Source organism: Bacillus sp. MRMR6 (assembly GCF_001940785.1).
Lineage (GTDB): Bacteria > Bacillota > Bacilli > Bacillales > Cytobacillaceae > Neobacillus.
In genome coordinates, this window is sequence record NZ_MSLS01000002.1 from 260,293 (window position 1) to 285,787 (window position 25,495).

General features: G+C 38.7%; 27 protein-coding genes. 26 read left to right on the forward strand and 1 reads right to left on the reverse strand.

Annotation, left to right across the window (positions count from 1 at the left end; translation table 11 throughout):
* Positions 1-7 precede the first annotated feature (7 nt).
* The 6 genes from dnaK (at position 8) to deoC (ending at position 7,123) form a co-directional block, all read left to right on the forward strand.
* Entirely contained in the window at positions 8-1,840 is a 1,833-nt protein-coding gene (dnaK, locus tag BTR25_RS03545; protein WP_075686201.1) for a molecular chaperone DnaK, read from the forward strand.
* A gap of 157 nt (positions 1,841-1,997) precedes the next feature.
* Entirely contained in the window at positions 1,998-3,128 is a 1,131-nt protein-coding gene (gene dnaJ / locus BTR25_RS03550) for a molecular chaperone DnaJ (RefSeq protein WP_075686202.1), read from the forward strand.
* A gap of 18 nt (positions 3,129-3,146) precedes the next feature.
* Positions 3,147-4,088 (forward strand): 50S ribosomal protein L11 methyltransferase, encoded by a 942-nt coding sequence (prmA, locus tag BTR25_RS03555; RefSeq protein ID WP_075686203.1) that lies wholly within the window; start codon positions 3,147-3,149, stop codon positions 4,086-4,088.
* Positions 4,089-4,230: 142 nt separating this feature from the next.
* Positions 4,231-4,980, forward strand: a complete 750-nt coding sequence (locus BTR25_RS03560) for a 16S rRNA (uracil(1498)-N(3))-methyltransferase (RefSeq protein WP_075686204.1) — start codon at positions 4,231-4,233, stop codon at positions 4,978-4,980.
* A gap of 7 nt (positions 4,981-4,987) precedes the next feature.
* On the forward strand, positions 4,988-6,340 hold the full coding sequence (mtaB, locus tag BTR25_RS03565) for a tRNA (N(6)-L-threonylcarbamoyladenosine(37)-C(2))-methylthiotransferase MtaB (RefSeq protein WP_075686205.1): 1,353 nt from the start codon (positions 4,988-4,990) through the stop codon (positions 6,338-6,340).
* A gap of 108 nt (positions 6,341-6,448) precedes the next feature.
* Positions 6,449-7,123, forward strand: a complete 675-nt coding sequence (gene deoC, locus BTR25_RS03570) for a deoxyribose-phosphate aldolase (RefSeq protein WP_075686206.1) — start codon at positions 6,449-6,451, stop codon at positions 7,121-7,123.
* Positions 7,124-7,144: 21 nt separating this feature from the next.
* Here deoC and BTR25_RS03575 read toward each other — a convergent pair whose 3' ends face one another.
* A complete protein-coding gene (locus tag BTR25_RS03575; protein ID WP_075686207.1) occupies positions 7,145-8,077 on the reverse strand; it encodes a Na/Pi symporter in 933 nt (310 codons plus the stop codon).
* 212 nt (positions 8,078-8,289) lie between these two features.
* On the opposite strand from BTR25_RS03575, the gene rpsU reads away from it, so the two are divergent.
* The 20 genes from rpsU (at position 8,290) to dnaG (ending at position 25,476) form a co-directional block, all read left to right on the forward strand.
* Positions 8,290-8,463: a 30S ribosomal protein S21 gene (gene rpsU / locus BTR25_RS03580; protein ID WP_075686208.1), complete on the forward strand. Its 174-nt coding sequence runs from the start codon at positions 8,290-8,292 to the stop codon at positions 8,461-8,463.
* 16 nt (positions 8,464-8,479) lie between these two features.
* Positions 8,480-8,926: a GatB/YqeY domain-containing protein gene (locus tag BTR25_RS03585; protein WP_075686210.1), complete on the forward strand. Its 447-nt coding sequence runs from the start codon at positions 8,480-8,482 to the stop codon at positions 8,924-8,926.
* A gap of 143 nt (positions 8,927-9,069) precedes the next feature.
* Positions 9,070-9,702, forward strand: a complete 633-nt coding sequence (locus BTR25_RS03590) for an NfeD family protein (RefSeq protein ID WP_075686212.1) — start codon at positions 9,070-9,072, stop codon at positions 9,700-9,702.
* Between the two features lie 54 nt (positions 9,703-9,756).
* Positions 9,757-10,725: a flotillin-like protein FloA gene (gene floA / locus BTR25_RS03595; protein WP_175596695.1), complete on the forward strand. Its 969-nt coding sequence runs from the start codon at positions 9,757-9,759 to the stop codon at positions 10,723-10,725.
* Positions 10,726-10,760: 35 nt separating this feature from the next.
* Entirely contained in the window at positions 10,761-11,183 is a 423-nt protein-coding gene (locus tag BTR25_RS03600) for a hypothetical protein (protein WP_075686214.1), read from the forward strand.
* An 84-nt stretch (positions 11,184-11,267) separates the two neighbouring features.
* Complete coding sequence (gene yqfC / locus BTR25_RS03605) at positions 11,268-11,570, forward strand: sporulation protein YqfC (protein WP_075686216.1); 303 nt, start codon at positions 11,268-11,270, stop codon at positions 11,568-11,570.
* The gene (gene yqfD / locus BTR25_RS03610; RefSeq protein WP_075686218.1) at positions 11,567-12,760 is read left to right on the forward strand and encodes a sporulation protein YqfD; all 1,194 of its coding nucleotides are present in this window, start codon (positions 11,567-11,569) and stop codon (positions 12,758-12,760) included. Before yqfC ends, yqfD begins: the two co-directional genes overlap by 4 nt.
* Positions 12,757-13,722 (forward strand): PhoH family protein, encoded by a 966-nt coding sequence (locus tag BTR25_RS03615; protein ID WP_075686220.1) that lies wholly within the window; start codon positions 12,757-12,759, stop codon positions 13,720-13,722. Before yqfD ends, BTR25_RS03615 begins: the two co-directional genes overlap by 4 nt.
* Before the next feature lie 254 nt (positions 13,723-13,976).
* Positions 13,977-16,142, forward strand: coding sequence for an HD family phosphohydrolase (locus BTR25_RS03620; protein WP_075686222.1), 2,166 nt, complete (start codon positions 13,977-13,979; stop codon positions 16,140-16,142).
* Between the two features lie 14 nt (positions 16,143-16,156).
* Positions 16,157-16,618, forward strand: a complete 462-nt coding sequence (gene ybeY / locus BTR25_RS03625) for an rRNA maturation RNase YbeY (RefSeq protein WP_075686477.1) — start codon at positions 16,157-16,159, stop codon at positions 16,616-16,618.
* Positions 16,596-16,997 (forward strand): diacylglycerol kinase family protein, encoded by a 402-nt coding sequence (locus BTR25_RS03630; RefSeq protein ID WP_075686224.1) that lies wholly within the window; start codon positions 16,596-16,598, stop codon positions 16,995-16,997. Before ybeY ends, BTR25_RS03630 begins: the two co-directional genes overlap by 23 nt.
* 180 nt (positions 16,998-17,177) lie before the next feature.
* Complete coding sequence (locus BTR25_RS03635) at positions 17,178-17,585, forward strand: cytidine deaminase (protein WP_075686226.1); 408 nt, start codon at positions 17,178-17,180, stop codon at positions 17,583-17,585.
* Positions 17,575-18,492 carry a GTPase Era gene (gene era, locus BTR25_RS03640; RefSeq protein ID WP_483295227.1) on the forward strand — a complete coding sequence of 306 codons (918 nt, stop codon included), beginning with the start codon at positions 17,575-17,577 and terminating at the stop codon, positions 18,490-18,492. The genes BTR25_RS03635 and era overlap by 11 nt, the downstream gene beginning before the upstream one ends.
* Positions 18,493-18,654: 162 nt before the next feature.
* Positions 18,655-18,798, forward strand: a complete 144-nt coding sequence (locus tag BTR25_RS03645) for a YqzL family protein (RefSeq protein ID WP_075686228.1) — start codon at positions 18,655-18,657, stop codon at positions 18,796-18,798.
* Positions 18,799-18,829: 31 nt separating this feature from the next.
* A complete protein-coding gene (recO, locus tag BTR25_RS03650) occupies positions 18,830-19,582 on the forward strand; it encodes a DNA repair protein RecO (RefSeq protein ID WP_075686230.1) in 753 nt (250 codons plus the stop codon).
* 302 nt (positions 19,583-19,884) lie between these two features.
* Complete coding sequence (locus tag BTR25_RS03655) at positions 19,885-21,267, forward strand: glycine--tRNA ligase (RefSeq protein ID WP_075686232.1); 1,383 nt, start codon at positions 19,885-19,887, stop codon at positions 21,265-21,267.
* Between the two features lie 101 nt (positions 21,268-21,368).
* A complete protein-coding gene (gene ccpN / locus BTR25_RS03660; protein ID WP_303046809.1) occupies positions 21,369-21,989 on the forward strand; it encodes a transcriptional regulator CcpN in 621 nt (206 codons plus the stop codon).
* Between the two features lie 68 nt (positions 21,990-22,057).
* On the forward strand, positions 22,058-22,867 hold the full coding sequence (locus BTR25_RS03665; RefSeq protein WP_075686236.1) for a pyruvate, water dikinase regulatory protein: 810 nt from the start codon (positions 22,058-22,060) through the stop codon (positions 22,865-22,867).
* 452 nt (positions 22,868-23,319) lie between these two features.
* On the forward strand, positions 23,320-23,466 hold the full coding sequence (locus BTR25_RS28025) for a hypothetical protein (RefSeq protein ID WP_254842623.1): 147 nt from the start codon (positions 23,320-23,322) through the stop codon (positions 23,464-23,466).
* A gap of 192 nt (positions 23,467-23,658) precedes the next feature.
* Positions 23,659-25,476: a DNA primase gene (gene dnaG / locus BTR25_RS03675; protein WP_075686238.1), complete on the forward strand. Its 1,818-nt coding sequence runs from the start codon at positions 23,659-23,661 to the stop codon at positions 25,474-25,476.
* The last annotated feature ends 19 nt before the right edge of the window (positions 25,477-25,495 follow it).

Consider the following 25,495-nt stretch of genomic DNA (forward strand, 5'->3'; position numbering starts at 1 on the left):
AATGGTTATGAGTAAAATTATTGGGATCGACCTTGGAACAACTAACTCATGTGTAGCTGTTCTTGAAGGCGGAGAACCAAAGGTAATTCCAAATCCAGAAGGAAATCGCACAACCCCTTCCGTTGTTGCTTTCAAAAACGGAGAGCGTCAAGTAGGGGAAGTAGCAAAACGTCAAGCAATTACAAACCCTAATACCATTATGTCAATCAAACGTCATATGGGAACAGACTATAAAGTGGATGTAGAAGGTAAAAATTACACTCCGCAAGAAATGTCTGCAATTATTCTACAATACTTAAAATCATATGCAGAAGACTATCTGGGAGAGCCAGTAACAAAAGCAGTTATTACAGTACCTGCTTACTTTAATGATGCTGAGCGTCAAGCTACAAAGGATGCAGGCAGAATTGCTGGTCTAGAAGTTGAGCGAATCATCAACGAGCCAACAGCAGCAGCACTAGCGTATGGTTTGGATAAAACTGACCAAGACCAAACCATTCTTGTTTATGACCTTGGAGGCGGAACTTTTGACGTTTCCATTCTTGAACTAGGTGATGGTGTATTCGAAGTTAAATCAACTGCTGGTGACAATCGTCTAGGTGGAGATGACTTTGACCAAGTTATTATTGATTATTTAGTTGAACAGTTCAAAAAAGAAAACGGCATTGACCTTTCAAAAGATAAAATGGCTCTACAGCGTTTAAAGGATGCTGCTGAGAAGGCTAAGAAGGATTTATCTGGTGTAACAACTACACAAATTTCCTTACCATTCATTACTGCTGGAGCTGCTGGTCCGCTTCACCTTGAAGTAACCATGTCAAGAGCGAAATTTGATGAACTGTCTGCACCACTTGTAGAACGGACAATGGGACCAACTCGCCAAGCATTAAGCGATGCTGGTTTATCACCGTCTGAACTTGACAAAGTAATTCTTGTTGGTGGTTCTACTCGAATTCCAGCTGTTCAAGAAGCGATTAAAAAAGCAACAGGTAAAGAGCCGCATCGTGGTGTAAATCCAGACGAAGTTGTAGCGATGGGTGCTGCAATCCAAGGTGGAGTTATCACTGGAGATGTAAAAGATGTTGTATTACTAGACGTTACTCCACTATCACTTGGTATTGAAACAATGGGTGGCGTGTTTACGAAGCTTATTGATCGTAATACAACGATTCCAACATCTAAATCACAAGTATTCTCAACAGCTGCAGATAACCAGACGGCTGTGGATATCCACGTTCTTCAAGGGGAACGCCCAATGGCTAATCTTAACAAGACATTAGGCCGCTTCCAATTGGCTGACATCCCACCGGCACCACGTGGCGTACCGCAAGTTGAGGTAACCTTTGATATCGATAAAAATGGTATCGTAAATGTTCGTGCAAAAGACCTTGGTACAAATAAAGAACAACAAATTACGATTAAATCTTCTACTGGTCTATCTGATGAAGAAATTCAAAAAATGGTTAGAGAAGCAGAAGAAAACGCGGAAGCTGATAAGCAGCGTAAAGAAGAAGTTGAACTTCGTAATGAAGCAGATCAGCTAGTATTCACTACAGAAAAAACACTAAAAGACCTTGAAGGTAAAGTTGATGCTGATGAGGTTGCAAAAGCTAACGAAGCAAAAGATGCGTTAAAAGCAGCGATTGAGAGTAACGATTTGAATGAAATCCGCGCGAAAAAGGATGCATTACAAGAAATCGTTCAAGCTTTGACCGTTAAGCTATACGAGCAAGCAGCACAAGCTCAACAACAAGCACAAGGTGCTGAAGCTGGAAACACAACTGCTAAAGACGACAACGTAGTCGATGCAGAGTTTGAAGAAATTAAAGACGAGAAGTAATCCATTCGAGCAACAAGTGAAAAAGTCAAAGCTGAATATTGCTTTGGCTTTTTTAAATGACTAGCTCCTGTGCTTAGGGGCTTGCTCTTTTTTATTGCACTAGTGTATTAAAAGGTGTTAGAATAATTTTTATGTGACAGATTCGGGAGTGGTAATCATGAGTAAACGAGATTACTATGAGGTGCTTGGTGTTAGTAAGAGCGCTTCTAAGGATGAAATAAAAAAAGCCTATCGGAAGCTCTCTAAACAATATCATCCAGATATTAATAAAGAGGCCGATGCGGCAGATAAATTTAAAGAAATCGCTGAAGCTTATGAGGTCTTAAGCGATGATCAGAAAAAGGCACACTATGACCAGTTTGGCCATACAGATCCTAACCAAGGTTTTGGTGGCGGTTCAGACTTTGGCGGCGGGTTTGGCGGATTTGAAGATATCTTTAATACCTTCTTTGGCGGCGGCGGCGGTTCTAGACGACGAGATCCCAATGCACCAAGACAAGGGGCGGATTTGCAGTATACTATGACCGTTTCATTTGAAGAAGCAGCCTTTGGGAAAGAAACAGATATTGAAATTCCACGTGAAGAAACCTGTGGTACATGTGACGGTTCTGGAGCCAAGAAAGGTACTAAACCAGAAACCTGTAAGCATTGCAGTGGAACTGGCCAACTAAACGTTGAACAAAATACCCCATTCGGTAGAATTGTCAACCGCAGGGTGTGTCATCACTGTAATGGAACGGGGAAAGAAATAAAACATAAATGTGCTACTTGTGGTGGAGCCGGGAAAGTTAAAAAGCGTAAGAAAATTCATGTTAAAATCCCTGCAGGAATTGATGATGGTCAGCAGCTAAGAATATCCGGCCAGGGTGAGGCAGGAATGAATGGCGGCCCAGCAGGAGATTTATACATTGTTTTCCATGTGCGTGAGCATGAATTCTTTGAGCGTGACGGCGATGATGTTTATTGTGAAATGCCGATTACCTTCGTTCAAGCTTCCCTTGGAGATGAAATTGAAGTTCCTACCCTACATGGCAAGGTTAAGCTGAAAGTTCCTACTGGTACGCAAACAGGTACCAAGTTCCGACTAAAAGGCAAGGGAATACCAAACGTTAGAGGATACGGTGTCGGGGATCAGCACATCCTTGTACGCATTATCACTCCGACTAAGTTATCGGATAAACAGAAGCAACTTTTACGTGAATTTGCAGAAATAAGTGGGAGTTCCCCAATCGGTGAACATGAAGAAGGATTTTTCTCAAAAGTAAAACGTGCCTTTAAAGGCGAGTAAGGATTGGAGTTGGTAGATATGAAGTGGTCAGAAATCAGTATCCACACTACAAACGAAGCGATTGAACCAATATCGCATATTTTACATGAAGCCGGTGCAAGCGGCGTTGTTATTGAAGATCCTTTTGAACTAACAAAGGAGAGGCAAGATCAGTTTGGGGAGATCTACCAACTCAATCCAGATGACTACCCTGAAGAAGGTGTCATTATTAAAGCTTATTTACCGGTGAACAGTTTCTTAGGTGAAACGGTAGATGCGATAAAAGAATCGGTCAATAATCTAATTATCCACAATATTGATATCGGGAGAAATCAAGTTACCATTTGTGAAGTCAATGAAGAGGAATGGGCAACCGCGTGGAAGAAGTATTATCACCCCGTTAAAGTCTCTGAAAGATTTACCATCGTGCCGACTTGGGAGATCTATAATCCAGTCAGCAGTGATGAATTAATCATTGAGTTGGATCCTGGTATGGCGTTTGGGACTGGCACACATCCTACAACGGTTATGTGCATCCAGGCTCTTGAGAGAACCGTTCGTCCAGGTGATCGGGTAATTGATGTAGGTACCGGTTCGGGAGTTCTAAGTATTGCTGCAGCGATGTTGGAAGCCGAAGACATCCGTGCCTACGACCTTGACGAAGTCGCTGTTACACAGGCAAGGCTTAACATTAAGTTGAACAAAGTCCATGGAAAAGTAACGATATCCCAAAATAATCTGCTTGATGCTGTTGAAGAAAGTTCGGCCGATGTAATAGTCGCAAATATACTAGCAGAAGTTATTTTACGCTTTACAGATGATGTGGCACGTGTTGTAAAACCTGGTGGAAGTTTTATTGCGTCTGGTATTATTCAACAGAAGAAAGACCAGGTAAAAGAAGGGCTTACAGCTTCGGGATTTGAAATTGTTGAAACGATTTTAATGGAAGACTGGGTTGCAATCATAGCAAAAAGGAAATAATGGTACCAAGATAAAGGGGGGACTATCAATCCCCTTTTTATTTTGTAATTATATAGTCAATTGTGTTTTTCTATTTTTGTCCTTTAATTAAGAGAGTTTTTTTAGTAAAATAAAGAGTAAAATTTTTAAAGGGGTGCATGGTGTGCAACGTTATTTTGTTAAATATCGAGCAAATGAAAATCGTTTTTTGATCGATGCCGAGGACCGTCACCACTTGTTAAAGGTCATGCGAATGGGCATCGGTGATGAAATCATTTGTGTCGATCCAGAAGGGAAATCAGCTATTTGTAAAATTGCAGAAATTACCGATGAACAAGTCGTTGCAGACGTTGTACAATGGAAAGATGAGCACTCAGAGCTTCCCGTTACGATTACAATTGCAAGTGGCCTTCCTAAAGGTGATAAACTTGAATGGATTATTCAAAAAGGTACAGAACTTGGTGCCCATGAATTCCTGCCTTTCTCAGCTAAACGCTCTATCGTGAAGTGGGATGATAAGAAGTCCGCAAAGAAACTAGAGCGATGGCAAAAAATTGCGAAGGAAGCGGCTGAACAGTCTCATCGCAGCTATTTACCTGAGGTGGAACATCCGGTTAGTTTTAAAGGATTGCTTGAAAAAGCACAATCCTATCATCATAAATTAGTTGCTTTTGAGGAAGAAAGTAGAAGCGGAGAGGTATCAACCTTGTCAGGCACACTCAAAAAAATGCAAAAGGGAGAAACACTGCTGATTGTTTTTGGCCCTGAAGGCGGATTATCCGAGGAAGAAGTTCATGCATTAAAGGAAAGTGGATTTGCTTTATGTGGTTTAGGGCCACGTATATTAAGAACGGAAACTGCGCCGATGTATGCTCTTGCGGCGATTTCCTATCATTTTGAATTATTGAGGTGAAGATACAATGCCAACAGTAGCGTTTCATACACTTGGATGTAAGGTTAATCACTATGAAACTGAAGCCATCTGGCAATTGTTTAAACAAGAAGGCTATGACCGGGTTGATTTTGAATCAATCTCGGATGTATATATCATCAATACTTGTACGGTCACAAACACAGGGGACAAAAAAAGCCGTCAAGTCATTCGCCGTGCTGTTCGAAAAAATCCTGATGCTGTTATTTGTGTCACGGGCTGTTATGCACAAACATCTCCGGCAGAAATTATGGCGATCCCCGGTGTAGATATTGTTGTTGGGACACAGGACCGTGTCAAAATGCTGGAATACATTGAACAATTTAAAACAGAACGTCAGCCGATTAATGGTGTTGGTAACATCATGAAAAATCGTGTTTACGAAGAATTAGATGTTCCAGCCTTCACTGACAGGACTAGAGCATCTTTGAAAATTCAAGAGGGCTGTAACAACTTCTGTACGTTTTGTATTATTCCATGGGCCCGTGGATTAATGAGATCCCGTGATCCTAAAGAAGTGATCAGACAAGCAATTCAGCTTGTTGATGCTGGGTATAAGGAAATCGTCTTAACTGGAATCCATACGGGCGGGTATGGAGAAGACATGAAGGATTATAATTTAGCATTGCTGCTTCGCGATTTAGAGGCTGAGGTAAGAGGATTGGAACGACTTCGTATTTCATCCATCGAGGCCAGCCAAATTACTGATGACGTTATTAAGGTAATTAAACATTCCAATATCATTGTTCGACATTTGCATATTCCTATCCAATCAGGCTCTGATACGGTTCTTAAAAGGATGCGTCGAAAGTACACAATGGAATTCTTTGGTGAGAGATTGGATCGCTTAAAAGAAGTACTTCCTGGGCTTGCGGTTACTTCAGACGTCATTGTTGGTTTTCCTGGAGAGACAGAAGAAGAGTTCATGGAGACGTACAATTTTATCAATGATCATAAATTTTCTGAACTCCACGTTTTCCCTTATTCAAAACGGACAGGTACACCTGCTGCCCGGATGGAAGACCAAGTGAATGAAGTAGTTAAAAATGACCGTGTTCATCGTTTAATTGCGCTTTCAGATCAATTAGCTAAAGAATATGCTTCTAAGTTCGAGAACGAAGTATTGGAAATTATTCCTGAAGAAGAATTCAGCACAGGTATGTACGTTGGGTATACAGATAATTATTTAAAAGTTGTATTTTCTGGAACAGAGGATATGATTGGAAAATTAGTAAAGGTGAAAATCACCAAGGCTGGTTACCCATATAATGAAGGACAATTTGTGCGAGTAATGGACGATGTAAAAGAAGAAGTGTTTAAAAAAGAAGAAGCTGCCATTTAAGGACCTAATCTTTGGTCCTTTTTTTATTGTAATCGGGAAATCTAATTTTAGCAGCAAAATGTGACTCAAGTACAAAAAGAAGAGAATGAAATGGAAGGGAGCACGTCCATGACTACTGCCAATATTGCTGCAATGATTGACCATACATTGTTAAAAGCAGATGCAACAAGAAAACAAATTGAAGTATTATGCCAGGAAGCAAAAGAGCATCATTTCTTTTCAGTTTGTATAAACCCGAATTGGATTAGCACCGCCAAAGAACTGTTAAATGGAAGTAGTGTCAAGGTTTGTACCGTGATCGGCTTCCCATTGGGTGCGAACACTCCAGAAACGAAAGCATTTGAAACAAGACATGCGATTGAATATGGTGCCGATGAGGTTGACATGGTCATCAATATCGGCGCATTGAAGGATAAGAATGATGAGTTAGTTCTGCAGGATATACGGGCTGTTGTAGATGCGGCAAAAGGTAAAGCGTTAACAAAAGTCATTATCGAAACAAGCTTGTTATCTAGGGAGGAAAAAGTTCGAGCCTGTGAGCTTTCCGTTAAAGCAGGAGCCGATTATGTCAAGACCTCTACCGGCTTCTCGACCGGAGGTGCCACAGTGGAAGATATTAGATTAATGCGAGAAACTGTAGGTCCTGACATCGGTGTTAAAGCATCAGGGGGTGTTCGTAATACCGAGGATACTCAGAAGATGATTGATGCTGGTGCTACAAGAATTGGAGCTAGTGCAGGAGTTTCAATCCTTAAGGGACTAACTGTTTCCTCTGGATACTAAAAAGACGGCTTTGCCGTCTTTTTAGTTTGTCTTAGAACCACCATGTAATCGTAAGATCATTTCACCAAACTTTGTTGCAAAAGGTAGAACAATAACGGAGGAGACGATATTAAAGATGACACTGATATGGGCTAATTGGACCATTACTTCACTTGCTAATAAATGGGCATTTTTAGCGAGAAAAGGAATGAATGGGGAGCATAGCAGAACCCCGCCAACGTTTAACCAGACATGGGCGAAGGCAGCTAACCTTGACTCCTTGCCCCCTCCAATTGAAGCAATTAGAGCTGTAATACAAGTGCCAATATTAGCTCCAAATACAATTGCTATACCTGCATCTAGCTGCAGTAGACCTGCTGTTAAAAATCCCATTGTAATCCCTGTCATCGCTGTACTCGACTGAATAATGGCAGTGATGAATGCACCTGTCAAGAGGCTTAAAAGGAGGTTGTCATTAATACTGATAATAAAATTATTTATAAACGGCAGTGCTGTTAAAGGTTCAGCTAATAATTCAAAGCCTTTCATGGCAGTAAAGACTGAAGCAATTCCAAATGTGGCCATTCCGATGCTACGAAGCTTAATATTTTTAAAAAAGGTAAGTATTGCCCCGATAATCGCTAATGGAACTAATACTGCATCTAAATTAAAGGTGATGAGTTCGGTTTTAAAGGTTGTCCCGATATTGGTCCCCAAAATGATTCCAATTGACTGGGGAAAGGTCATAATCTTCGCTGAGATTAACCCAATGGTAATTACCATTACAGCTGAACTGCTTTGTAAAAGAGCAGTCACAAATGTACCTGTTACCATTCCTTTTAATGGTGTGCTTGTGAGTTTCGTTAACCATCCCTTTAGTTTATTTCCGCTTAAATTAAATAATCCAAACCTAATAATGGTCATGCCAAAAATAAATAATAAAATGAAAAGAATAAATAATATGATATAAAGCATGTCTTCACCCCTCCCTTAATTGTATGATTACGAGAAGAGGACATGCCATTTTTAACAGGAAATTTGAATAAATTGCATCACTCAGAATAAAAATTAAAAAAGCATGTTTTATCTCACTGAAATACAGTTGACCTTGTAACAAGGTTATATTATAATTGCAAGGTACATGGGATGAATGTAAGTGTGTTGTGTTTCGGAGGGAGGGAAAGAGAATGTCTAAAACCGTCGTTAAGAAAAACGAATCGCTTGAAGATGCTCTTCGTCGCTTCAAACGTACAGTATCAAAAACTGGTACTTTGCAAGAGGCAAGAAAGCGCGAATTCTACGAAAAGCCAAGTGTAAAGCGTAAGAAAAAGTCAGAAGCAGCAAGAAAACGTAAGTTCTAAAGAGAGGGTGTAATTAATGAGTCTTCTCGAGCGTTTAAATAGTGACATGAAACAAGCGATGAAAAATAAGGAAAAAGACAAGCTCACCACCATTCGGATGGTTAAAGCTTCATTGCAAAATGAGGCGATCAAGCTCGGTACTGCTGAGCTTACCGAAGAAGTTGAGTTAACAATCCTTTCTCGCGAAGTTAAGCAACGCAAAGACTCCCTCCATGAATTTGATAAAGCAGGTCGCAGTGACCTTGTTGATAAATTGCGTGCAGAGTTGGCAGTAGTCGAACTGTATTTACCGAAACAGCTTTCTGAACAAGAACTGTCAGACATTGTTAAAGAGACAATTTCTGAAGTCGGCGCAACATCAAAAGCGGAAATGGGAAAAGTGATGGCTGCTATTATGCCTAAAGTCAAAGGCAAGGCAGATGGGTCACTTGTTAATAAATTTGTACAACAACACCTTTCATAATTATTCTTACAAAGCGAAACCACAGGTATCTAATCCCTGTGGTTTTTTCATTTTAATAAAGGGAACATTAAATGAAACTTTAATGCTACTAATACGTATAAAGATTATCTGATGAATTCATATGCAGGAAGGGGGGAGGAAGTTTGGTTGAAATACTTACTGATCCGATAGTTATTACCATACTATTAACAATTGCTGGTGGTGCTATTGTATTTGAACTTTTCTCGTCAAAAATGGGAGTGGCAGGTTTTATCGGTTTGTTTGCACTACTTTTGTTCTTTTATGGGCATTTTCAGGCAGGTTTGGCAGGAATAGGAACGATTATGTTATTTGCAGTTGGAATCCTTCTCATTTTTTTAGAATTTTTTCTGCCAGGTGCCATCTCAGGGACACTTGGAATGGCTGCTTTGATTGCAAGCCTATTCTTAGCTAGTGAACATCCATTTACAATGGGAATATCTATTTTTATTGCATTGTTAGTATCAATCATAATCCTTTATATCATGACTAAAGTATTAAGGAAAAAGATTGTTTTGTTTAATCGGATGATTTTGTTTGATACAGCTAGAAAAGAAGATGGCTATGTTTCAAATGTGAATCGTACAGATTTATTAGGGAAGGATGGAATTACATTAACTGTTTTACGTCCGTCCGGGACAGCGGTATTTAACAATGAGAGACTTGATGTAGTAAGTGAAGGTGGATTCATTGGGAAGGATCGTAAGATTATAGTCATTAAGGTTGAAGGAGTACGTATAGTTGTCAGAGAGTTGTAATTTAAAGTAAATAGAGGAGGTAATACAGTGATTTTAACAAATGGTACACTTTTCATGATTGCAATAATTGTCGTAGCTCTGATTTTTTTAGGGATTTTATTATCCTTTGTGCCTGTAATGCTTTGGATTTCAGCGCTAGCAGCCGGAGTGAAAATCAGCATCTTCACACTAATTGGTATGAGACTAAGAAGGGTAACCCCTAGCAGAGTAGTAAACCCGTTAATTAAGGCGCATAAAGCAGGACTTGGTGTAACAACTAATCAGCTTGAAAGCCACTATCTTGCTGGTGGTAATGTTGACCGGGTTGTAAATGCACTAATTGCTGCCCACAGAGCAAATATAGAATTATCTTTTGAGCGTTGTGCTGCGATTGACCTTGCGGGTCGAGATGTTCTAGAAGCAGTACAAATGAGTGTTAACCCGAAGGTAATCGAGACGCCCTTTATTGCTGGTGTTGCTATGAATGGTATTGAAGTAAAGGCAAAGGCAAGAATTACCGTTAGAGCCAACATTGACCGCCTTGTTGGGGGTGCTGGTGAGGAAACAATCGTAGCCCGTGTAGGTGAAGGTGTTGTAAGTACAATCGGTTCTTCTGCTAGTCACAGTAAAGTGCTTGAAAATCCTGACATCATTTCACAAACTGTTCTGGCAAAAGGTTTAGATGCTGGTACCGCTTTTGAAATTCTATCGATTGATATTGCTGACGTGGACATCGGTAAGAATATCGGAGCAGAACTGCAAACAGAACAAGCAGAGGCTGATAAGAAAATTGCTCAAGCCAAAGCAGAAGAGCGTAGAGCGATGGCCGTTGCTCAAGAGCAAGAGATGAAGGCAAGAGTTCAAGAAATGAGAGCAAAGGTAGTCGAAGCAGAGGCAGAGGTACCTCTCGCGATGGCTGATGCCCTTAAATCGGGAAATATCGGTGTAATGGACTACATGAATATTAAGAATATTACAGCTGATACAGAAATGCGTGGATCAATCGGTAAAATGACTGGTGAGAAGAAGGAAGAAGATCGTTAAACCACCATTGTATTTCCTAAAAAGGAGGGTGGCTTTTGGAATCAATTTTGTTTTTAATTATAGTTTGGGTGCTTTCTTCTATTTTTGGTAAAGCAAAAGGAAAAGGTAAGCCTGCAAGAACTTCTATTCCTAAGGGGTTTAAGGATATTCAAACGTTATTTGAAGAGCAAGAGGAAAGACCTCCAAGTCCCAAGACCATATCGACAGGACAATCGGCTGCTCGAAACATGAATGAAGATAATTTCTCCCCAAATGTTCTGCAAACAAATCATGCACCAGCAAGGCGTATTGGCAGGTCTGAAGGCAGATTAAACGAAGAGAAAAGACCTCTGGTTAAAGAAGGCAGTATTTTTCAAGAAAAGCCAGATGAAAAAACGATTATTAATGGGATCATTTGGTCGGAGATTTTAAACGAGCCAAGGTCGAAACGTCCACATTTTTCAAAACGAGGCAGATGAATAAAACAACGCTGGAAAATGGAAAAAGATGTGCTAGAACCCCCTTTCATTTCATAATATGAGATGAAAGGGGGTTCTTTTTTTATGGCAAAAAAATGGGGCCAAAGAGTCCGCAACTGGATGGCACAAAAAATGGATCTTCCTCAAGATGTCATGATGGATTTACCCCGAATCACGATGATTGGGCAAATTCACATATACATTGAAAATCACCGTGGGCTACTCACTTTTACAGATAAAGAATTGAGGCTGCTCCTTAAGCAGGGGCAACTGCTGATCAAAGGAAAATCCTTTGTGATTAAAACGATATTACCTGAAGAAATTTTATTAGAAGGAAAAATTGATCAGGTCCTATATATAACTGAAAATCCAGGAGGAACGAAATGAAAAACCAGTGGGTCGATTTCTTTTATGGCAAAGTTACAGTCAAAGTAACCGGAAAGGGGATTGAACGATTTTTAAATAGTCTGATTAGGAATAATCTTCATATCTGGAATGTAAAACGGCATGGGACGGAAACAATCACCTTTACAATGAAACTTCAGGATGCACTTAAAATTCGTTATTATGCCAAACAACGAGAATGTACAGTTTCATTTTTAAGACGGAGCGGGATGCCGTTCCTTTTTAAAAGGTTATTGAAAAATAGCGGATTTGTAGCGGGGGCGGTTTTATTTCTAGTTATTATTTTAATTTTATCCAATGTCATCTGGGGAATCGAGGTTAGAGGTGCAAAACCTGCAACCGAGTACCAGATTCACAAAGAATTGGACAAGATGGGGGTTAAGATTGGTAAAGTTCAATTCTTTGTAGATAATGTAGAAGCAATCCAACGTCAGTTAACTAATAATGTAGGTAACTTGACGTGGGTTGGTGTGGAATTAAGAGGGACAACCTATCATTTGCAGGTAGTAGAAAAGAAAGAACCAGATGAGCAAGAACAACTATCTCCGCAAAATCTTGTGGCAAAAAAGAAAGCGGTCATTGCTAATATGTATATTGAAACTGGTCAAAAATTAGTTAAAATTAATCAGCATGTAGAAGAAGGGCAGATCCTTGTATCAGGTGTCATTGGAAAAGAAGGTCAAACGGAAGAAGTAGGTGCAAAAGGTGAAGTATGGGGAGAAACTTGGTATATGAGCCATGTTGAACAGCCTTTACAGACAGATTTTAAAGTGTTCGATGGCCGTGAAAAACAAAAACATTTTATTCTTATTGGCAGCTATGAAATACCTGTTTGGGGTTTCGGTAAGCCGGAATTTACTGAATTTGAAAAAGAAAGAAACGTTCAGCAAATACAGTTTCTTAAGTGGAAATTACCTATTTCCTATGGAAATGAGACATTAAGGGCAAGTGAAAAAATAACGAGAACGTATACCAGAAAAGAAGCTGAAGAAATAGCCTTGAACTTAGCTAAAAAAGAAATAAAAAGTGGTTTAGATGAGGATGCTATCATTAAGGATGAAAAGATTTTACACAAAGAGATGAAAAATGGTAAGGTTATCCTAGATATCCATTTTAAGATAATCGAAAATATCGCAATCGGAAAACCGATACCCAAGGAGACTCTTGAATGACAGAAAAGCTAACCACCATCAAAGTACAAATTGAAAACCCAAATGAAGCTATTTCTTTATTAGGTAATACAGATTCTAACTTGAAGGTTCTTGAGGAAGAGCTGGGAGTTTCAGTCGTCACGAGAGGCGAGTCAGTCTCATTGTCTGGTGATGAGGAAAAGGTAGGGATAGCCAGCCAAATTCTTGATAAACTGATTTTTGTTATACGTAAAGGGGTTACCATTAGCCAGAGAGATGTATTATATGCAGTGCAGATGGCTGATAAAGGGACACTCGAGTATTTTGAAAATTTGTATGATGAAGAACTTGCTAAAACTGTAAAGGGTAAAACCATACGTATAAAAACCCTTGGACAAAGACAATATGTAAATTCAATTAGAAAAAATGATTTGGTTTTTGGGGTTGGACCTGCGGGAACAGGAAAAACATATCTTGCAGTTGTGATGGCAGTTAATGCGCTAAAAAATGGACAAGTAAATAAAATTATTTTGACAAGGCCGGCAGTTGAAGCTGGGGAGAGTCTAGGATTTTTACCAGGTGACTTGAAGGAAAAGGTTGATCCTTACTTAAGGCCTCTGTATGACGCTCTGCATGACATTTTAGGCGCTGAGCATACCCAAAGACTAATTGAACGCGGGACGATCGAAATAGCCCCTTTAGCCTATATGAGAGGCCGTACACTTGACGATGCATTTGTCATATTGGATGAGGCTCAAAATACAACACATGCACAAATGAAAATGTTCTTAACAAGACTAGGCTTTGGATCGAAGATGGTGATTACTGGCGACCAAACCCAAATTGATTTACCTAGGGGGGCAAAATCTGGCTTAATCGTCGCCGAAGAAATCCTAATGAACGTAAATGGAATTTCTTTTGTTTTCTTAGAACAAAGTGATGTCGTCCGCCATCCGCTAGTCGGCAGAATTATTGAAGCTTACGCAAAGAAAGACACTAAATAGTTAGCAGTCAATCAAGGATAAACCACAAATCTGGTTTATCCTTTTTACATATTCTGCGAAATGAAATTCTGAAAAAGTATGTACTTTGTAATTGAGGGTGAAATCTCACAGAAAAACTGTTATCATTTTACATAAAGCAAGCATTTCCTGCCAGATTTGACCATTCTGTCGAATTCAGTTAGTTTAAAAATGGTGTGTGTGATTTTTATACTAAAATTACTAATATGGATATTCGTTGTTTTGGGGGGAGTTAGTTGAAGAAAATACAACAGTACTTAATTCATATTAAAAGGCTTCTCGATATTACTTTTTTTCGAATGTTTTTTTTCCTAGTAATCGGTATCATTTTGTTTTCATCAATGTACAACAATGTAAAACCGGAAAAACTGGATATTTCTTTGCTTACAGCCGCAGAGAAAACAATTCGTTCACCAGCCACTGTAGAAGATAAAGCGAGTACAGAAAAAAAGCGTCAGGATGCACTAGATCAGGTTCAAGATGTTTATACCGTAAAGAAAGAGTATTCTTCCAACCAGGTTGATTTAATTACTTCGATTTTTAATGCAGCTAAAGAGGTAGATGATGAAGTCAGGGCAGAGATCAAGAAGAAAAATGAAGCTCTAGAGTTTGAACAGCTTGAGGTTACAGAACCTAGTGTGGAAGCCAAAGTAAAGATGCTTAAATCAAAGCTAACAGAAAGGGTTAATAAGGAGCTTTCTGAACGGGTTTTCACTTCTTTGATACAAGCAAGCAGGGATGAGCTGTCAATTGCAAAGGATATAACCGTAACGGCTATTAATAATGTCATGACGAAAAAAATCTCTGCTGATGATGTCGAAAATGCTAAAAAAAGCCTAGAAGAGGAAATAAAATTCTCGACCTTACATAGCGAATTAAAAAATGCAGTCATTGAATTGGGCAGATACGCTGTTATTCAAAATGAATTTTATGATCCTGTTAAAACAGAGGAACTCAGGGAACAGGCAGCAGAAAGTGTTGAACCTGTTAAAATTCTTCAAGGTCAAATTATTGTAGAAGAAGGTAAGTTAATTAGGCAAGAAGAATTTAGACAGTTAGAGCTAGCGGGGCTTTTAAATAATGAGAAATCAGTTAAACCGTTTATCGGTTTAGCTATATTAATATCCATCTTATTATCAGCTCTTTATTATTATTTTTATCAAATGAAGGAACAGCCGGAAAAAAGACAAGCATATTTGTTGTTATTTGGCATTATCTTTATGCTGACATTTTTCATCATGAAGATCGTCAGCATCCTAGAGATATTCAACTATACAGGAATTGGATATTTATTTCCCGCGGCAATGGGTGGAATGTTATTGAAAATATTAATTGAGGAAAAGCTAGCTATTCTTTCATCCATTATTTTCGCCGTCTGTGGCAGTATTTTATTTAATGAAGGTGTCTCAGGGACCCTTAACTTTTCAGTCGGAATCTATACTTTATTCAGTTCTTTGGCAGGTATTCTTTTCTTAAGTGATCAAAATCAGCGTTCAAAAATCCTGCAGGCAGGTTCATTTGCAGCAACAGTAAATCTGTTTACCATTTGGGCATTAATGTTCCTTCCGAATGGGCAATTTTCTGGTCTTGAATACGGTTACTATATTTTAACGGCAATATTCTCTGGGATTGGATCTGCCGTATTAACAATTGGATTACTGCCATTTTTTGAGGCGAGCTTTGGGATACTTTCGACCATGAAATTAATTGAGCTTTCCAATCCAAATCACCCTTTACTTAGGAAAATCCTGATGGAAGCCCCAGGCACATATCATCATAGTGTGATGGTTGCAAACCTTTCGGATGCTGCTTGTGAGGCCATTGGTGCGAACGGTCTTTTAGCAAGAGTAGGGAGTTATTATCATGATATCGGAAAGACAAATCGTCCTAGTTTCTTTATAGAAAACCAAATGCATGTTGAAAACCCTCATGATCGGCTTCCCCCTGATAAAAGCGCAGCCATCATTATTGCACATGTAACCGATGGAGTAGAAATTTTAAAGAAATATCATATGCCGAAAGAAATCATTCAGATCGCTGAGCAGCACCATGGGACAACCTTGTTGAAGTTCTTCTATCACAAGGCATTGCAGGAAAGTGAGGAGGTCAAGGAAGAGCATTATCGCTATCCTGGCCCAAGAGCACAATCGAAGGAATCTGCTATCATTGGAATTGCGGATAGTGTTGAGGCTGCAGTAAGGTCACTGAGACAGCCTACACATGAAGCGATTGAATCGCTTGTTAAGAAAATAGTTGTAGATAGGCTTCAAGACGGTCAATTGAATGAATGTGATTTGACACTTAAGGAATTAGACACTGTTGCCTATTCGTTTTGTGAAACGTTAAAGGGAATATTTCACTCGAGGATTGAATACCCAGAAATGACAAAGAAGGTGAACTGATATTGGCTAAATTAATGATTGATTTTATTGATGAAACAAATGAATTATCTAGAGAGCAAATAATAGAACTTGAAAAGCTTTTAAATTTTGCTGCTGAAAAGCAAAAGGTTGAAGAAAACAGTGAAGTGTCCCTTACTTTTGTGACAAATGACAGGATCCAAGAAATTAACCGTGATTACAGGGATAAAGATACCCCGACAGATGTCATTTCATTCGCAATGGAAGAACTAGGGGAAGGTGAAGTCGCACTTTCTGGAGTAGAATTGCCCCGTGTATTAGGAGATATTATCATATCTGTGGCAAGGGCAAAGGAACAGGCAGAGGATTACGGTCATTCCTTCATCAGGGAGCTAGGGTTTTTAGCAGTGCATGGCTTTTTACACCTATTAGGCTACGACCATATGACAGAAGCTGATGAAGAAGAAATGTTTACCCTGCAAAAGGATATTTTGAATGAGTATGGCCTCACAAGATAACCAGAAAACTAACCGTTTATTAAAAAGCTTTTCATTTGCAATTCATGGGATAGGGTCAGCTATACAAACAGAAAGAAATATGCGCATCCACTTAGGATCCACTGTTTTAGTTATTGTGTTGTCTGTTTTTTTCTCCATATCCAAAACAGAGTGGCTATTTATATTAATTGCTATAAGTGGAATGTTTGCATTGGAACTAGTAAATACAGCCATTGAACGTGTTGTCGATTTAATCACTGAAGACTACCATCCGCTTGCAAAGCAGGCTAAGGACATAGCTGCTGGTGCGGTTTTTATTTATGCGCTTGTCTCAGTGGCCATCGGGGCAATCATCTTTTGGCCATATTTTCTACAAATCATTAGGAAAATCTTTGCTTAATTTGAAATGAGAATCGGAATTATGTAAAATGACATAACGGCAGCTAGGTTTAGAAAGGTTGAATTAGTTGATTTTTAAGAAAATTCAATTTTTTCCATTACAATTTTGCAACAAGTGATGATTTTGTGAACATTTTAAGGTAAAATAAAGGAAGCGGCAGACTTCTGCTGGAAGGGAAGAATGATTTTGAGCACCGACAATTTAATCGAAGAAGCAAAAAAGGCAAGAGAAAAAGCATATGTTCCTTATTCTAAATTTAAAGTAGGAGCAGCATTACTAACAACGGATGGAAAAATATATCACGGCTGCAATATCGAAAATGCCGCTTATAGTATGTGTAATTGCGCTGAACGTACCGCATTGTTTAAGGCCTACTCAGAAGGGGATCGAGATTTTCACCAACTTACTGTAGTGGCCGATACCGACCGCCCATGCTCCCCATGTGGTGCTTGCCGCCAAGTGATTGCTGAACTTTGCCCGAAAGATATGAAGATAGTGCTAACAAACCTAAAAGGGGATGTACTTGAAACTACTGTAGAAAATTTACTCCCTGGTGCATTTTCTCCGGAGGACTTACATGCTGAATAATCAAACAAAAGGATATAAGTCAGGATTTATTAGCATTATTGGACGGCCAAATGTCGGTAAATCAACGTTTCTTAATCGGGTTATTGGCCAAAAAATTGCCATAATGAGCGATAAACCTCAAACTACTCGTAATAAAATTCAAGGCGTTTTAACCTTAAACGATACTCAGATGGTTTTTATTGATACCCCAGGTATTCATAAACCAAAGCATAAACTAGGCGACTTTATGATGAAGGTTGCACAAAACACGCTAAAAGAAGTTGACTTGATTCTATTTATGGTTAATGCCGAAGAGGGATTTGGTCGTGGTGAAGAATTTATACTCGAAAAATTCCAGACTGTGAACACCCCAATTTTTCTTGTGATTAATAAAATTGATCAAATACACCCTGATGCGTTATTACCACTGATTGAATCTTACAAAGAGAAGTATCCGTTTAAAGAGATTGTTCCTATATCAGCTCTTGAAGGCAATAATGTGGAGCGGCTTTTGGAGCAAATTAAGATTTATTTACCGGAAGGACCACAATATTATCCAGCCGATCAGGTTACAGATCACCCGGAACGATTTATTATTACAGAGCTAATCAGGGAAAAGGCGCTGCACCTAACAAGGGAGGAAATCCCTCATTCACTCGCTGTAGTTCTTGATAAGATTGAGCGTCAGCAAGGAAAGGACATCATCCATGTTATGGCTACAGTCATTGTGGAGCGAGATTCTCAAAAAGGTATTATTATCGGAAAACAAGGTAGTATGCTGAAAGAAATCGGTAAACGGGCTCGTGGAGATATTGAAAATCTCCTAGGTTCAAAGGTATTTCTAGAGCTTTGGGTTAAAGTGCAAAAAGACTGGCGCAACAAGATGTCCCAGCTACGCGATTTCGGCTTTAATGAAGATGAATATTAGGATCTAATCACCCTATCAGGATATTAGCTTTATTTTAAGATTATGCATGGACAACATTAACAAAATTTTCGTCTTATGATTTTTGCAAGACAGGCTATGATAATTGTAAGGTTTGGGATTGAAAAGAAGCTAGTCTAAATAATGAAAGGTGGGGTTTTTTCGATGATGGATTTTACGTGGAAAGTATTCCTACAAACAGGTAATATTGACACATATCTTCTCTTCAAGGAACTTGAGAAGGAAAACCAAGAAATACCCGGAAATCAGAATGAAGATCTAGCACAAATGGATTTTCCCGTTTCATAAGTTTGTTTTGTAATACGGGATGGTGACAGACATGCTTCAAAAATGTGAAGGCATCGTCATTAGATCAACGGATTATGGAGAAACGAATAAAATTGTTACACTATATACAAGAGAGTGGGGAAAGATTGGTGTAATGGCCAGAGGAGCAAAGAAGCCAAACAGCCGTCTTTCCTCGATAACACAACTGTTCACACATGGCTTCTTTCTAGTTCAGAGGGGAACAGGTCTAGGGAGCGTTCAACAAGGTGAAACAATCACCAGTTTGAGGTCAATTGGTGAAGATATCTTCTTAACCGCCTATGCTAGTTATATCGTTGAACTAACGGATAAATGTACAGAAGAAAAAAAACCAAACCCTTCTCATTTTGAATTGTTATTTCAAACATTAAACTATCTGAACGAAGGCTATGACCCAGATGTCATGATGAATATTTACGAAATGAAAATGTTAAATCTCATGGGCTTATATCCTGTGTTAAATCAATGTTCCGTTTGCGGGAGTACAGACGGGCATTTTTCTTTTTCAATAAGAGAAGGCGGATTTATTTGTCACCGCTGCTTAAGCAAAGACCCATACCATTTTAAATTATCACCAGCAGCAGTAAAATTGTTACGGGTATTTTATTATTTTGATCTTTCTAGACTTGGAAATGTATCAATTAAGGATGAAACGAAGGCTGAGCTGAAGAAAATCATCACGGCCTATTATGAGGAAAATTCAGGTCTTTACCTAAAAACAAAAAAATTTCTTAATAGTATGGATCAGTTTCGTAATCAATTATAGGCCTGTTGACAAGCTTTCCATAAATCGTTAATATGTTTTTTAATAAGAATAGTTGTAATGACGGAGAGTAGTACTTGGTCTCCTCTATAAAAAGCGAACCTAGGGTGGTGAGAGCTAGGGTATAGAGCATTAAGGAAGGCGTTCCCGAGCAACACTACTGTGTCACATAGACACTACTTAAAGAGGCTGCAGATAGCAGCAAATAGGGTGGAACCGCGGGTAACTCTCGTCCCTATGCTTACTTAAGCATAGGGACGAGAGTTTTTTTATTTACTTAAATAACTTTTAAAGGAGCAAGAAGAATGAGTGTTACAATGGAGCAAATTGTTTCTCACGCAAAACACAGAGGTTTTATTTTCCCAGGATCAGAAATCTACGGAGGACTTGCGAACACCTGGGATTACGGGCCGCTAGGCGTAGAATTCAAAAACAATATTAAACAAGCATGGTGGAAAAAATTTGTTCAGGAATCTCCATATAATGTCGGTCTTGACGCCAGCATTTTAATGAACCCAAGAACCTGGGAAGCATCCGGACATATCGGTAACTTTAATGACCCAATGATTGACTGTAAAAAATGTAAAGCAAGGCATCGTGCTGATAAACTTATTGAAAATGCGCTTGATGAAAAAGGCATTGAAATGGTCGTAGATGGTTTGCCGTTTGAAAAGATGGAAGAACTCGTAAAAGAACATAATATTCCATGTCCTGATTGTGGCGGTCATGAATTTACTGGCATTCGCCAATTCAACTTAATGTTTAAAACGTTTCAGGGTGTTACCGAATCAAGTACCAATGAAATATTCTTACGTCCAGAAACAGCACAAGGTATCTTTGTTAACTTTAAGAATGTTCAACGTACCATGAGAAAGAAGCTGCCTTTTGGGATTGCCCAAATCGGAAAAAGCTTCCGAAACGAAATTACACCAGGAAATTTCACCTTCCGTACTCGTGAATTTGAACAAATGGAACTCGAATTCTTCTGTAAGCCAGGTGAAGATTTGAAATGGTTTGATTATTGGAAGCAGTTTGCTGAAGATTGGCTCCATACTTTAGGTCTTAACAAAGAACATTTAAGGCTTCGTGACCATTCAGCTGATGAATTATCACATTATAGTAATGCTACAACAGACTTTGAGTATAAGTTTCCATTTGGCTGGGGTGAACTGTGGGGAGTTGCGTCAAGAACAGATTATGACCTAAAGCAGCACATGCAATTCTCTGGAGAAGACTTCCAATATATTGATCCTGAAACAAATGAACGCTATATTCCTTATTGCATTGAGCCTTCTCTTGGTGCAGATCGCGTTACGTTAGCTTTCTTGATCGATGCCTATGATGAAGAACAGCTTGAGGATGGTACAACAAGAACAGTAATGCATTTCCATCCTGCTCTAGCACCTTTTAAAGCAGCCGTTCTTCCTTTGTCTAAGAAATTATCTGAAGAAGCTAGAGAAGTTTTTAGCACTTTGTCCAAGCATTTTTCAGTCGATTATGATGAAGCGGGGTCAATCGGTAAACGATACCGCCGTCACGATGAAATTGGTACTCCGTTCTGTATTACCTATGATTTCGATTCTGTGGAAGACAAAATGGTTACGATTCGTGATCGCGATACAATGGAACAATCTCGTGTTCCGATTGCTGATCTGGTTACCTTTATCCAAGCAAAAATTACATTTTAAATGGGAAGGTACGGTTTATTTCCGTACCTTTCTTAATTTCAGGCAAATAAAAAATAGTTAGTATATAATAATTACATAGGATAGATATGGTGGTGAGGATGATGGAACTAACAAAGCGCCAAGACCGAATTATCGAAATCGTGAAGGCAAATGGCCCGATTACTGGGGAACAAATTGCCGAACAACTAAATTTGACACGCGCCACATTAAGGCCGGATTTATCGATTCTAACGATGGCTGGCTATTTAGATGCACGGCCGCGGGTTGGCTATTTTTATACAGGTAAATCCGGTACACAGCTTTTGACTGAAAATCTTCAGAAGATATTTGTGAAAGATTATAAGTCAATGCCTGTAGTAATAAAGGAAGATGTATCGGTTTATGATGCAATCTGTACCATGTTTCTCGAGGATGTGGGGACACTATTTGTTGTTGACCAAAACTCTGCCTTAGTAGGTGTTTTATCTAGAAAGGATTTATTAAGAGCTAGTATAGGCAAGCAAGAGCTTACTGCACTGCCAATCAATATTATCATGACAAGAATGCCTAATATTACAATGTGTGAAATGGATGACCTGTTAATTGATATTGCCAAAGTCTTAATTGATAAACAAATTGATGCCATGCCGGTGGTTAGAAAGTCGGATTCTGGATATGAAGTGATTGGGAGAGTTACGAAAACAACAATAACAAAAGCATTTGTAGCTTTGGGAAATGAATAGTAAGTATATTAAAATCAGAGCTAGCAATTGTTCGAAGATAAAACGTGCAGAGGAGCTGTTGAGGAAGAATGAGTTCACAAATTATTTATGTTGTCTCTGATTCAGTGGGGGAAACTGCTGAATTAGTAACAAAAGCCGCCACTACCCAATTTAACGGAGCCGGAATAACGATAAAAAGGTTCCCTTTTGTTGAAGATCAGGAAAATATAGATGAAGTTATTTCATTAGTCAAGATGGACAGAAGTATGATTGCGTTTACTTTAGTTAAGCCTGATATGCGTTCCTACATGAAGGAAAAGGCTAGTCTCGCAGGTGTGCGTGCGGTTGACCTCATGGGTCCCATTATGGATGAAATCCAGGAATTTAGCGGGAAAACTCCATTGTGCGAACCAGGTCTTGTGAGAAAACTAGACGAGGATTATTTCAAAAAGGTAGAAGCCATTGAATTTGCTGTCCAGTATGATGATGGCCGTGATCCGAGAGGAATATTAAAGGCTGATATTATTTTAATCGGCGTTTCAAGGACGTCAAAAACGCCATTATCTCAGTATTTAGCACACAAGCGAATTAAGGTAGCCAATGTACCGATTGTCCCAGAAGTAGACCCGCCAGAAGAATTATATACAGTGCCAGCAGAGAAGTGTTTTGGATTAAAAATCAGTCCTGTTAAATTAAATAATATCAGGCGGGAAAGGTTGATTTCATTAGGTTTAAATGATCAAGCCAGCTATGCTAATATTGAGCGAATCCGTGCTGAGCTTACTTACTTTGAAAATGTTGTTTCAAAAATTAATTGTCCTGTTATTGATGTAACGAATAAAGCTGTAGAAGAAACAGCAAACGTAATCCTAAATTTCATACATAAACGGACTACTTAGCACATAATCCTTGATTATGTGTTTTTTCTATTAAGAAAAAATAGTAAGAAATAGTTATGGAAAAATTGAAATGAATGTACTATAATAAAAAATTGTGATAAAAATGAATCTTTTAGGTTTAGACTTGCACCTGAACGAATAAACTATTTATTGTTAGATGTCAAGGGAACCGCCAGGAAAAAATTCGACATTAATCCTTTTTTGAAAAAATGGCAGTGAAAGAAGGAATAAGCGGAGTGATGTAGAATTAGTAATTATGTAAAGCAATTCCGACTATTTTTGTCACTGCAGATTTAGGCCCGGTAAAAGAGAAATTGTCGAAATTGCTTCAAAGTTTTCTGTTAAAGTTCATTTTGTCGCTTCCTATGATCACCATAGAATAGATATTACATATGCACAGTCAACCCTGGGAATATGTTGACTCTAGGAAGGAAGCCGCAGACTTATCCATCATGAACCATGCGTTAAAAGGTTATATCACTGTGACACAGGACATTAGACTTGCGTCTACTTTACTGCTCCGGTGTTTATGTGATAACTCCAAAGGGTACATTATGATGAAACTGGAATCCAAATTGCTCTTGACTTGCGCTGCTTAAATGCTAAAGCAAGAAAAAGGGGTGTAAATGGGAAAGGCCATAACGCGGAGGACTGAGCAAATTTTTGAAGTGATTAACAAAAATTTTGTCGAAATTTGAAGGATTTTAGAGGCTGTATGTAGAAATACTGTCTTTAGAAAAGCATAAGTGCCTTTGCGCGGATGCTAGATAGTACAAATGGAGTTGTTTTTCATGGCAGACCGTATTGCCGAAGAAAAAATTGACCAAATTCGTCAGACTGTAGATATAGTTGAAATCATTGGTGAATATGTACAACTAAAAAAACAGGGGCGAAATTACTTCGGTTTATGTCCATTCCATGGAGAAAGTACCCCATCATTTTCCGTATCGTCTGATAAACAAATTTTCCATTGCTTTGGCTGCGGAGCAGGAGGAAATGTTTATTCATTCTTAATGGAAATTGAAGGGATTCCATTCCAAGAAGCTGCCATTAAGTTAGCTGATAAGGTAAACATAGAATTAGACATCAGTTTATCAACAAATGGTCCTGCTAAGAATGTTTCTCCAGAACGGCAAGCGATGCTCGATGCTCATGAACTATTACGTAAATTTTACCACCATTTACTGGTAAATACAAAAGATGGTCAACATGCATTAGAATACTTGCTGCAAAGAGGGTTTAACCGAGAATCAATTGATAAGTTTCAAATCGGCTATTCGTTAAATTCGTGGGATTTCGTCTATAAATTTCTCGCAAAAAGAGAATACTCTCCTGAATGGATGGAAAAAGCCGGATTAATTATTAAACGTGAAAAAGATGGCAGCTATTTTGATCGGTTCCGTGATCGAATTATGTTTCCTATTCACGATCGTAATGGAAAAACAATTGCCTTTTCAGGGAGAACACTTGGGGCCGATGAGCCTAAATATTTAAATAGTCCCGAAACCGCAATCTTTAATAAAAGTAAAATTTTATATAACTTCCATCATGCTAAGCCTAGCATTAGAAAAACTCAACAAGCTGTTTTATTTGAAGGATTTGCCGACGTTATAGCTGCAGATCGTTCAGGTGTCGAAAATGGTATTGCAACAATGGGAACCTCGCTGACTGAAGAGCATATCTCGTTAATAAAGAAGAATGTACAATCCGTAACGATTTGCTTTGATTCAGATAAAGCAGGGATTGAAGCGGCTTTCCGAGCCGGAAACGCTCTTACGGATGCAGGCTGTAACATTAAGGTAGCACTTATGTCAGATGGATTAGATCCTGATGATTATATTAAAAAAAATGGTCCCGAAAAGTTCCGTAATGAAGTGATTGGCGCAAGCATGACTTGGATGGCATTTAAATTCCTTTACTATCGAAGAGGAAAAAATCTTCAATTTGAAGGAGATCGGCTTGCTTATATCGAAGAAATACTTAAAGAAATTAGCAAGTTGACAAATGCTGTTGAAAAAGATCATTATTTGCGGCAGCTTGCCAGTGAGTTTTCACTATCATTAGATGCCTTAAAACAGCAGCAAAACACTCAAGAAAAACAACTTTTTTTCTCTGAAAAAAGAAAAGCAAATGTAAAGAATCCACCTATTGAAAAGCCTTTACCTATAAAGCGTACAAATGATTTACAACCAAAACACCATAAGGCTGAAAGATGCTTAATTGCACATATGTTGAAAGATCGAGATGTCGCTTATAAAGTACAGGATTTGCTACAAGGTAATACATTTAATGTCGATGAACATCAGGCTATCATTACCTATTTGTTTGGATTTTATGAGGAGCATGAAAATCCAAACTCTAGTGCACTTTTAACCTATATTCAAGATGACAACCTTAGAAGAATAATCGCCAACATTGAAATGATGTCAATTAATGAAGAAATTAGCAGCCAAGAATTAACTGATTATATCAAACAGGTGTTGAATTATCCAAAATTGTTAAAGATAAAAGAAAAAGAAGTGGAACTAAAAGAAGCCGAGCGAAAAAGCGATGTAATGAAGGCTGCGGCAATTGGAATTGAAATCAATCAATTACGTAAGTCTCTATAGATTCCATTTTGGTGTCTTT

Bases quoted from the DNA above. Each gene is read 5' to 3' on its own strand.
- dnaK (WP_075686201.1), top strand. From the start codon at position 8: ATGAGTAAAATTATTGGGATCGACCTTGGAACAACTAACTCATGTGTA.
- dnaJ (WP_075686202.1), top strand. From the start codon at position 1,998: ATGAGTAAACGAGATTACTATGAGGTGCTTGGTGTTAGTAAGAGCGCT.
- prmA (WP_075686203.1), top strand. From the start codon at position 3,147: ATGAAGTGGTCAGAAATCAGTATCCACACTACAAACGAAGCGATTGAA.
- mtaB (WP_075686205.1), top strand. From the start codon at position 4,988: ATGCCAACAGTAGCGTTTCATACACTTGGATGTAAGGTTAATCACTAT.
- deoC (WP_075686206.1), top strand. From the start codon at position 6,449: ATGACTACTGCCAATATTGCTGCAATGATTGACCATACATTGTTAAAA.
- BTR25_RS03575 (WP_075686207.1), bottom strand. From the start codon at position 8,077: ATGCTTTATATCATATTATTTATTCTTTTCATTTTATTATTTATTTTT.
- rpsU (WP_075686208.1), top strand. From the start codon at position 8,290: ATGTCTAAAACCGTCGTTAAGAAAAACGAATCGCTTGAAGATGCTCTT.
- BTR25_RS03585 (WP_075686210.1), top strand. From the start codon at position 8,480: ATGAGTCTTCTCGAGCGTTTAAATAGTGACATGAAACAAGCGATGAAA.
- floA (WP_175596695.1), top strand. From the start codon at position 9,757: ATGATTGCAATAATTGTCGTAGCTCTGATTTTTTTAGGGATTTTATTA.
- yqfC (WP_075686216.1), top strand. From the start codon at position 11,268: ATGGCAAAAAAATGGGGCCAAAGAGTCCGCAACTGGATGGCACAAAAA.
- yqfD (WP_075686218.1), top strand. From the start codon at position 11,567: ATGAAAAACCAGTGGGTCGATTTCTTTTATGGCAAAGTTACAGTCAAA.
- BTR25_RS03615 (WP_075686220.1), top strand. From the start codon at position 12,757: ATGACAGAAAAGCTAACCACCATCAAAGTACAAATTGAAAACCCAAAT.
- ybeY (WP_075686477.1), top strand. From the start codon at position 16,157: ATGATTGATTTTATTGATGAAACAAATGAATTATCTAGAGAGCAAATA.
- BTR25_RS03630 (WP_075686224.1), top strand. From the start codon at position 16,596: ATGAGTATGGCCTCACAAGATAACCAGAAAACTAACCGTTTATTAAAA.
- BTR25_RS03635 (WP_075686226.1), top strand. From the start codon at position 17,178: ATGATTTTGAGCACCGACAATTTAATCGAAGAAGCAAAAAAGGCAAGA.
- era (WP_483295227.1), top strand. From the start codon at position 17,575: ATGCTGAATAATCAAACAAAAGGATATAAGTCAGGATTTATTAGCATT.
- BTR25_RS03645 (WP_075686228.1), top strand. From the start codon at position 18,655: ATGATGGATTTTACGTGGAAAGTATTCCTACAAACAGGTAATATTGAC.
- recO (WP_075686230.1), top strand. From the start codon at position 18,830: ATGCTTCAAAAATGTGAAGGCATCGTCATTAGATCAACGGATTATGGA.
- BTR25_RS03655 (WP_075686232.1), top strand. From the start codon at position 19,885: ATGAGTGTTACAATGGAGCAAATTGTTTCTCACGCAAAACACAGAGGT.
- ccpN (WP_303046809.1), top strand. From the start codon at position 21,369: ATGGAACTAACAAAGCGCCAAGACCGAATTATCGAAATCGTGAAGGCA.
- BTR25_RS03665 (WP_075686236.1), top strand. From the start codon at position 22,058: ATGAGTTCACAAATTATTTATGTTGTCTCTGATTCAGTGGGGGAAACT.
- BTR25_RS28025 (WP_254842623.1), top strand. From the start codon at position 23,320: ATGAACCATGCGTTAAAAGGTTATATCACTGTGACACAGGACATTAGA.
- dnaG (WP_075686238.1), top strand. From the start codon at position 23,659: ATGGCAGACCGTATTGCCGAAGAAAAAATTGACCAAATTCGTCAGACT.